1 protein-coding gene is annotated in these 1495 nt (G+C 39.5%); it reads left to right on the top strand.

Annotated features, from left to right (window positions below; translation table 11 throughout):
* Positions 1-90: 90 nt before the first annotated feature.
* On the top strand, positions 91-1488 hold the full coding sequence (locus AC4HAJ_RS08745; RefSeq protein WP_491079754.1) for an ISNCY family transposase: 1398 nt from the start codon (positions 91-93) through the stop codon (positions 1486-1488).
* Positions 1489-1495 lie beyond the last annotated feature (7 nt).

Here is a 1495-nt window from a genome sequence, read left to right as displayed (position 1 = left end):
TATCATTCGAAAATGATAATGTCTTAGCTAGGTCGAATGTGAAAATGTCCCGTCTGGTAAACTAGAAAGATGAGGAAAATAGAACTAACTATGATAGAGTCAAAGAAATACCTAGTCATCAAAGCTGTTTGTGAGGGGAAAAAGCAGAAAAACAGGGCTTGTGTAGAATTAGGGTTAAGCAAGAGGCAGGTGAACCGATTGATACTAGCCTATCGAGAAAAAGGAAAGGCAGCTTTCGTTCATGGTAATCGATCAAAAAGACCAACTCATGCCATGTCTTTAGAAACAAAGAGAAGGATTATCGAGAAATATCAAAGTTACGGGGATTTAAGACCAAATGTTGTTCATTTCTGCGAACTACTAGCGGAAGAAGAAAACATCGCCTATTCAGATACAACTGTTAGAAAACTACTCTACCAAGCAGGGTTTCTATCTCCAAAGACACAACGAGCAACAAAAAGACGATTGAAACAAGAAGCCAAACAAAAGAAAAGGGAGGCAGAAAAAAAAGGAGCCAAACTCCCAACTGCTTCCAACTTCTTTGAAGAACCTGACAAAGCTCATCCCAGCCGAGCAAGAAAGAAATTCAAAGGGGAACTCATTCAAATGGATGCCAGTCAATTCCCTTGGTTTGGACAACAAGAAACACATCTTCATGTCGCTATTGACGATGCTTCCGGTGATATTGTCGGGGCTTACTTTGATACTCAGGAGACGCTAAACGGGTATTATCATGTCTTAGAACAGATTCTAGAGGGATATGGTATCCCTTTCCAGCTCCTTACTGATAAAAGGACTGTATTCACGTATGCTTCCAGTCAGTCTAAAAAAATGGAGGAAGATACCTTTACACAATTTGGATACGCTTGTCATCAGCTTGGTATTGCCATTGAAACGTCTTCTATCCCTCAAGCTAAAGGGCGTGTCGAACGTCTTAATCAGACCCTTCAATCACGTCTACCAATTGATTTACAAAGAAATCAAATTACCAGCATCTCTCAAGCGAATCGTTATCTTAAGAGATGGATTAAACGATTTAACAAGCAATTTGGTGGACTAGCTAGTGAGTCTGTTTTTGAGAAAGCACCTAAACCAGCCCAGCGAAACCTATTGTTAGCGAGAGTCTCTGAAAGAGTGATTGATAGCGGGCATCACATTCGATATCAAAACAATTTCTACTTGCCCGTCGAAGGGGATAAAGAAATCTATTTTTCACGTAAGACAAAGGCACTTGTGATTGAGGCATTCGATGGAGACATCTACCTTAATATCGCAGACACTATTTATGCCACTAGAAAGTTACCAAAACACGAGAAGCACTCCAAAGAATTCGAAATGGTGCTTAAAACTAAAAAAGAAAGACGCAAGTATATTCCACCACAATCCCATCCGTGGAAACTTGCATCTTTCAAGCAATACCTTCATAAAATCGGAAAATCTTATGAAGAATTCAAACATGAGAGGAATACCTCTCAACCACTATTATAACCAATTT

Source organism: Streptococcus sp. ALY_211, assembly GCF_058314555.1.
The sequence above is the reverse complement of the archived record's forward strand: the minus strand, read 5'-3'. Positions and strand labels throughout refer to the sequence as shown.

Excerpts from the sequence above, each read along its gene's own strand:
- AC4HAJ_RS08745 (WP_491079754.1), top strand. The coding sequence starts at position 91 with ATGATAGAGTCAAAGAAATACCTAGTCATCAAAGCTGTTTGTGAGGGG.